At 51.8% G+C, this 398-nt stretch carries 1 rRNA gene; it reads right to left on the reverse strand.

The features are described from left to right. Nucleotides 1–398 (reverse strand): 23S ribosomal RNA (locus C6366_RS21345); the annotation flags it as partial.

Here is a 398-nt window from a genome sequence, read left to right on the forward strand (position 1 = left end):
GTTTCCCACCTGGTCGACTTGTCGGTCTCGCAGTCAAGCACCCTTATACCATTACACTCTGCTGACGGTTACCAATCGTCATGAGGGTACCTTTGGGAGCCTCCGTTACGCTTTTGGAGGCGACCACCCCAGTCAAACTACCCACCAAGCAATGTCTTCCGCATTGCGGAATTAGACTCCAGGCAAGCAAAGGGACGTATTTCAAGGATGACTCCACGAATCCTGGCGGACCCACTTCATAGTCTCCGTCCTATCCTACACATCACTTACCCAAAATCAATGCTAAGTTGCAGTAAAGGTTCACGGGGTCTTTCCGTCCCGTTGCGGGTAAACGGCATCTTCACCGTTACTACAATTTCACCGAGCTCACGGCTGAGACAGTGCCCAGATCGTTACAC

Source organism: Desulfonatronum sp. SC1, from assembly GCF_003046795.1.
GTDB lineage: Bacteria > Desulfobacterota > Desulfovibrionia > Desulfovibrionales > Desulfonatronaceae > Desulfonatronum.